Annotated in this window: 3 protein-coding genes; all 3 read left to right on the top strand. The window is 69.7% G+C overall.

Going from position 1 to position 7,121, the window contains the following annotated elements; genetic code table 11:
- The first annotated feature begins 86 nt into the window (after positions 1-86).
- Positions 87-3,305 carry a multidrug efflux RND transporter permease subunit gene (locus tag ABE505_RS16395; RefSeq protein WP_346445505.1) on the top strand — a complete coding sequence of 1,073 codons (3,219 nt, stop codon included), beginning with the start codon at positions 87-89 and terminating at the stop codon, positions 3,303-3,305.
- Between the two features lie 710 nt (positions 3,306-4,015).
- Complete coding sequence (locus ABE505_RS16390) at positions 4,016-5,296, top strand: NAD(P)/FAD-dependent oxidoreductase (protein ID WP_346445529.1); 1,281 nt, start codon at positions 4,016-4,018, stop codon at positions 5,294-5,296.
- 57 nt (positions 5,297-5,353) lie between these two features.
- Positions 5,354-6,994, top strand: coding sequence for an acyl-CoA dehydrogenase family protein (locus ABE505_RS16385; protein WP_346445506.1), 1,641 nt, complete (start codon positions 5,354-5,356; stop codon positions 6,992-6,994).
- The last annotated feature ends 127 nt before the right edge of the window (positions 6,995-7,121 follow it).

The raw sequence follows: 7,121 nt of genomic DNA, 5'->3' as shown, positions 1-7,121 counted from the left end.
GGCGTCCGGCGCGCCGGCCCCGGCGCCTGCCGCGCCGCCGGCTGCCGATGCGCCGGCCGCGGACGCCGCCGACCAGGACTGATCCCATGCCCAAGTTCTTCATCAACCACCCGGTCTTCGCCTGGGTCGTCTCGATCCTGATCTCGCTCAGCGGCCTGATCTCGCTGCTGAACATGGGCGTCGAGTCGTATCCGTCGGTGGCGCCGCCGCAGGTGACCATCTCGGCGACCTATCCCGGCGCGGATGCGCAGACCACCGAGCAGGCGGTGACCCAGGTCATCGAGCAGCAGCTCACCGGCATCGACAATCTGCTGTACTTCAGTTCGACGTCCAGCGCCAATGGCCGGGCCAGCGTCACGCTGACCTTCGAGACCGGCACCGACAGCGACATCGCCCAGGTGCAGGTCCAGAACAAGGTCGCCCTGGCCACGCCGCGGCTGCCCAGCGAGGTGGTCCAGCAGGGCGTGGTCGTCGCCAAGGAGAACACCGGCTTTTTGATGGTGGTCGGCCTGCGTTCGAGCGACCCATCGATGGACCGCAATGCGATCAACGACCTGATCGCGGCCCGTGTGCTCGAGCAGTTGGCGCGCGTGCCCGGTGTCGGCAATACCCAGCACTTCGGTGCCGAGTATGCGATGAACATCTGGCTCAATCCCGACAAGCTGCAGGGCTACGGCCTGTCGGCGACCGAGGTGCTGGCAGCGGTGCGGGCGCAGAACGTGCAGTTCGCCGCCGGCTCGATCGGTTCCGACCCCGCGCCCGAGGGCGTGGGCTTCAGCGCGACCGTGTCGGGCGAAGGCCGTTTCAGCACGCCCGAGCAGTTCCGCGACATCATCCTGCGCACCGACGCCAATGGCGCGGTCGTGCGTCTGGGCGATGTGGCGCGGGTCGCCTTTGGTCCGTCGAGCTACGGCTTCGACACCAAGTACAACGGCCAGCCGACCGGCGCGGTCGCGATCATGCTCCAGCCCGGCGCCAATGCGCTGGGCGTGGCCGAGGCGGTGACTGCGCGGCTCGACGAGCTGTCGGCCACGTTCCCGCCCGGCGTCGAATGGTTCAAGCCGTTCGACAGCACCACGTTCGTGACGATCTCGATCAAGGAAGTGGTCAAGACGCTGATCGAGGCGGTCATCCTGGTGTTCCTGGTGATGCTGCTGTTCCTGCAGAACCTGCGCGCGACGATCATCCCGACCCTCGTGATCCCGGTCGCGCTGCTGGGCACGTTCCTGGGCCTGAGCGCGCTCGGCTTCACGGTCAACCAGCTGACGCTGTTCGCGATGGTGCTGTCGATCGGCATCGTGGTCGACGACGCGATCGTGGTGATCGAGAACGTCGAGCGCATCATGGCCGAGGAGCACCTGCCCCCGCGCGAGGCGACGATCAAGGCGATGGGCCAGATCACCGGCGCAGTGGTCGCGATCACCGTCGTGCTGGCCGCGGTGTTCATCCCCAGCGCGCTGCAGGGCGGCGCTTCGGGCGAGATCTACAAGCAGTTCGCGATCACCATCGCGGTGTCGATGGGCTTCTCGGCGTTCCTCGCCCTGGGCTTTACCCCAGCGCTGTGCGCCACGTTCCTCAAGCAGCACGAGCCGCACGGCAACAAGCGCGAGAACGTGGTCTTCCGCGTCTTCAACAAGTACTACGACCGCATCAACGACACCTATGTCGGCCACATCACCAGCGTCGTTCGGCATTCGCCGCGCTGGATGGTGCTGTTCGTGCTGCTGGCGCTGGTCTGTGGCCTGCTGTACGCCAGGCTGCCGAGCAGCTTCGTGCCCGAGGAAGATCAGGGCTATGCGATGGTGATCGTGCAACTGCCGCCCGGCGCCAGTCTGCAGCGCACGCAGGCGGTCATGGACCGGGTCTACCAGACCTTCCGCGGCCAGGAGAACCCGGAGACCGGCGAGCGGATGGGCGGCGTGCCCGGCTTCAAGAACATCCTGCAGGTCTCGGGCTTCAGCTTCGTGGGCATGGGCGAGAACGTCGGTATGGCGTTCGTCGAGCTCGAGCACTGGGACGAGCGCGACGTCAGCATCGACGAGTTCGTCAATCAGGCCAACGGCATGCTCTACGGCGCGGTGCCCGAAGCGCAGATCTTCGTCGTCAATCTGCCGACGATCCAGGGCCTGGGCCAGTTCGGCGGCTTCGACATGTACCTGCAGGACCGCACCGGCCAGGGCCAGGCGGCGTTGACCGAAGCCCGCAACAAGCTGCTGGCCAGTGCCGCGGGCAAGTCCGACACGGTCGTGGGCGTGCGCCCCAATACCCTGGAGGCCGCGCCGCAGTTGGGTCTGCACGTCGATCGCGTGCAGGCGCAGGCAATGGGCCTGTCGGTGCAGGACGTCTACAACGCGATCCAGCTGATGCTCGCGCCGGTGTACGTCAACGACTACTTCTCGGAAGGACGCATCAAGCGGGTGAACATCCGTGCCGACGCGCCCTACCGCACCGGTCCGGAGTCGTTCGAGCGCTTCTATACCCCGGCGCCGGGCACGGCCGCCAACGGCCAGCCGGCGATGGTGCCGCTGAGCAACGTGGTCTCGGCCGAGTGGGGTACCGCCTCGCCGTCGCTGAGCCGCTACAACGGCTACTCGGCGGTCAACATCGTCGGCGCCCAGGCGCCCGGCCGCAGCACCGGCGAGGCGATGGCGGCGATGGAAGGCATCGTCACCGACGAGTTGCCGCCGGGCTTTGGCTTCGACTGGGCGGGCATGTCCTACCAGGAGATCATCGCCGGCAACACCCAGACGCTGCTGCTGGTGCTGTCGGTGGTCGTGGTGTTCCTGTGTCTGGCCGCGCTCTACGAGAGCTGGTCGATCCCGGTGGCAGTGCTGCTGGTGGTGCCGCTGGGCATCCTCGGCGCGGTGGTGTTCACGATGCTGCGTCCGGGGCTGTCGAACGACCTGTTCTTCCAGATCGGCATGATCACCGTGATCGGTCTGGCGGCGAAGAACGCGATCCTGATCGTGGAGTTCGCGGTGCAGCAACGGGCGGAGGGCAAGACTCTGCGCGAGGCGACGGTCGAGGCGGCGCGGTTGCGCCTGCGGCCGATCCTGATGACCTCGTTCGCGTTCATCCTGGGCGTCACGCCGATGGCACTGTCGACCGGCGCCGGCTCCAACGCGCGCCACGCACTGGGCACCGGCGTGATCGGCGGCATGCTGTTCGCGACGTTCCTGGGCCTGCTGCTGATCCCGGTGTTCTTCGTGATCGTCCGGCGCGTGCTGGGCGACAAGATGGACGAGCCCGATCCCAAGGCGATCGCCGCGCATCAGGCGCGCAACGAGACACCGCAGGCCCACTGAGGCGCGCGGTGGCATGACCCAAGGGCCGTCCCGTTCGCGGGGCGGCCCTTTTTTTGAAGTCGGGGGAGCTTGCGTCTGCTCGCTTTATCAGGCAACTCTTCTCCGGCGCGCGTCACGCCGGCCGGGGACTGCTCCCCGGCTCGGTCAGCCCGCTCCACGGTCCGGCCCGGCGAAGCACGCCGGGCGTTTGTGCGGACTGCGCGGCATGCCGCGCGAGCAGCCCGCACTCACCCATGGCTGACTCGCCGCCGCGGGCCATCCCTGGCCCGCTATCGCAATCCCCGACCAGCACGACGCACTGAGGCCGACAGCGCGCGCCTTCTTCAAGCAGGCGACTCCGTATCCAACCGAAGTCGGGTTGCCAATGTCCGCAGCAGCGGACTGACGGTCGGTGGCCGCGTCGAGCGCGCCAGGGACGGCGCGCGCCCGAGTCAAGGCAGGGTGAGCATGGATGGCGTGCGCGGCACTGCCGCGCATCTATGCGAACGCCACGCGTGCTTCGCGTGGCCGGACCGCGAAGCGGCCTTGCCGAGGGAAGAGCGGCTTCCGGCCGGCAGGCCGTTGTCCATCCGAAGTCAAGCGCGCCTTCGACTTTTAAGACAAGTACTTCGTGTGCGCTCGCGCGAAAGGCAGACAAGTGGCGCGTGGTCTGTGAGCCCATCGGTCGTATGCTGTCGCGCCGCGATCGCCCCAGTCGTGTCATGACCGTGATGTCCGTATCCCCGCGCCGACCACTGCGCATCGCCATCGTCGGCTACGGCACCGCCGGCCAGGCGTCTGCTGTGCTGCTCGCGCGCGACGGCCACCGGGTCGAGGTCTACGAGCGCGCGCCGGCGCCCGGGCCGGTGGGCGCCGGCTTCCTGCTGCAGCCCAGCGGCCTGCAGGTGCTCTGGCGCATGGGCCTGTTGCCGCAGGTGCTCGGCCATGGCGCACGCGTGGATCGCCTGTTTGGCGAAACGCCCTGCGGCCGCGCGGTCATGGACATCCGCTACGCCGGGCTCGACCCGCGCCTGTATGGCCTGGGCATGCAGCGCGGCGCGCTGTTCGAACTGCTCGACCAGGCCTGGGGCGAGCGCACCGCATTGCATCCCGGCGTTACGGTCGCCGGCCCCGACGAGGCCGACGACCGCTGGCTGGTCGACGCGACCGGGCAGCGCCATGGGCCGTTCGACCTGGTCGTCGTCGCCGACGGCGCGGCGTCCCGGCTGCGTGCCCGGATCGGCGGTGTGCGCCACGATCGGGTCTATCCGTGGGGTGCGCTGTGGTGCCTGCTGGCCGCACGCGACTGGCCATTCGCCAACGCGTTGCGCCAGCGCTATGTCGCCGCGCGTCGGATGGTCGGCCTGCTGCCGGTCGGCGGGCGGCCCGGCGATCCCGAGCCGCGGTTTAGCTTCTTCTGGAGCCTGCCGATCGCCGGATTCGACGATTGGCAGGCGACCGCGCTCGATCGTTGGCACGACGAGGTCGCCGCCATCTGGCCCGAGGCGGCGGCCTTGCTCGATGCGACCACGACGCATGCCCAACTGGCGCGCGCGAGCTATCGCGACGTCGTGCTACGACGCTGGCATCGTGGCCGCTGGGTGCTGCTCGGCGACGCGGCGCATGCGATGAGCCCGCAGCTGGGGCAGGGCGTGAACATGGCGCTGCTCGATGCCGAGGCGCTGCGCGACGCGTTGCGCTCGCACGCCCCCGCCGACGCACTGCCGGTCTACCAGAAACTGCGCGCGCGGCACGTCGGGATCTACCAATTCTGGAGCCGGTGGCTGACCCCGATCTTCCAGTCCGACCGCGATCTCATCGCGCGGGCGCGCGATGTGGCGTTCCTGCCGATGGGGCGGATGCCCGGTGGACGCGGGCACATGCTGCGCGTGCTCAGCGGCACCCAGCGCGGCGCCTTCGGCGCGCTTGCGTTGGCGCCAGACTTCGTCGAAGCCTTGCAGGCGCCGGTTGACGCGTTCGACGGGGCTGCGGTCGGGTCGTCGATGGCCTGACCGGCGCGCCTGGCATGGGCGAGAATCGGCGCAGGTCCGAGGATGGAGACGCGCGCCATGGCCACAGACGCCACCCACGAGGTCGACAACCAGCCGCCGGAGTTCGCGCCGCGCGACCTCTGGCACGACGATGTCGCGCTGCGCGAGGCCGTGGCCCGCGAAGGTGGCGACGCTTTCGCCGATCGACTGGCGGGATATGGCGTCCTCGCCGGCGATGCGCTCTACGCAGCAGGCTTCGACGCCAACCGCGATCGGCCGCGGCTGCGCACGCACGACCGTTTCGGTCACCGCATCGACCGCGTCGAGTTCCACCCCGCCTACCACCAGCTGATGGAGGCGGCGATCGGTCATGGCGTCGCCGGCCTGTCGTGGGCGCAATCGGTGCCCGGCGCGCATGTGGCGCGCGCGGCGCTGGCGTATCTGCATCACCAGGCCGATGCCGGCACCAGTTGCCCGCTGACGATGACCCACGCCGCGGTCCCGGTGCTGCGCCGGGAGCCACGCCTGCGCGCCTGGGCCGACAAGGTCGCGACGATGCGCTACGACGCCCGCGATGTGCCGGTCGAGGACAAGGCCGGCGTCACGCTCGGCATGGGCATGACCGAGAAGCAGGGCGGCAGCGATGTGCGCAGCAACACCACGCGGGCGACCCCGACGAGCGACGAGGGGGCCTATACGCTGCGCGGCCACAAGTGGTTCTTCTCGGCGCCGATGTCCGACGGCTTTCTGGTGCTGGCGCAGGCCGGCGCCGGGCCGAGCTGCTTCCTCATGCCCAGACGCCTGCCGGGCGGCGAGCGCAACGACTTCCGGCTGATGCGGCTCAAGGACAAGCTCGGCGATTGGAGCAACGCCTCGGCCGAGATCGAGTTCGATCGCGCCTGGGCGCTGCGGGTCGGCGAGGAGGGCCGCGGCGTGGCGACGATCCTGGAAATGGTGATGCTGACCCGGCTCGATTGCATGCTCGCCGCCGCCGCGCAGATGCGCATGGCGCTGGCCCAGGCGCTGCATCACGCCCGCCACCGGCGTGCGTTCGGCCGCGCGCTCGCCGAGCAGCCGCTGATGCGCAACGTGCTCGCCGATCTTGCGATCGAAGCCGAGGCGGCGGTCGCCCTGGCGCTGCGTGTGGCCGGCGCAGTCGACGCTGCGCCGCGCGACCCGGCGCAGGCGGCCTTCGCGCGTGTGGCCACAGCGATCGGCAAGTACTGGCTGTGCCGACGCGCGCCGGCGTTCGTCAACGAGGCGCAAGAATGCCTCGGTGGTGCGGGCTACATCGAGGAATCGATCCTGCCGCGCCTGTACCGGCAGGCACCGCTGAACTCGATCTGGGAGGGCAGCGGCAACCTGCAATGCCTGGACGTGCTGCGCGCGCTCGCACGCGAACCCAAGGTCATGGCGGCGCTGCAGGCGCAGATCGAGGCCGCACGCGGCACGGATGCGGCGTTCGACGCTGCGGCAGACCGTCTTGCCGACCAGCTCGCCGACGCGGCGCGTGCCCCGCAGGACGCCGAACCGCAGGCACGGCGGCTGGTGGAGGCGACCGCGCTGGTCCTGCAGGGAGCGGCGTTGCTGCGCGCGAACAGTCCCGTCGCCCCGGCATTCTGCGCCAGCCGGCTGGCCAGCGCCCATGCGCTGGCGCTCGGCACGCTTGAGCGCGGAATCGATCTCGACGCGCCGCTGGCGCGCGTGCTGCCGGACTGACGCGGGACGGGCGTCGGCAAGATCAAATGGGACGCGGCGCTGGTGCTCGCGCGTCTCATGGTGTCTCCGGCCATGCCAGGGTGGGGCACGTCCGCGGGCAGGTGGCCCTGGGGCATCCACAGGGTTG

The sequence above is a fragment of the Luteimonas sp. TWI382 genome, assembly GCF_039674545.1.
Classification (GTDB): domain Bacteria; phylum Pseudomonadota; class Gammaproteobacteria; order Xanthomonadales; family Xanthomonadaceae; genus Luteimonas.
This window is presented reverse-complemented; position numbering and strand designations above follow the sequence as displayed.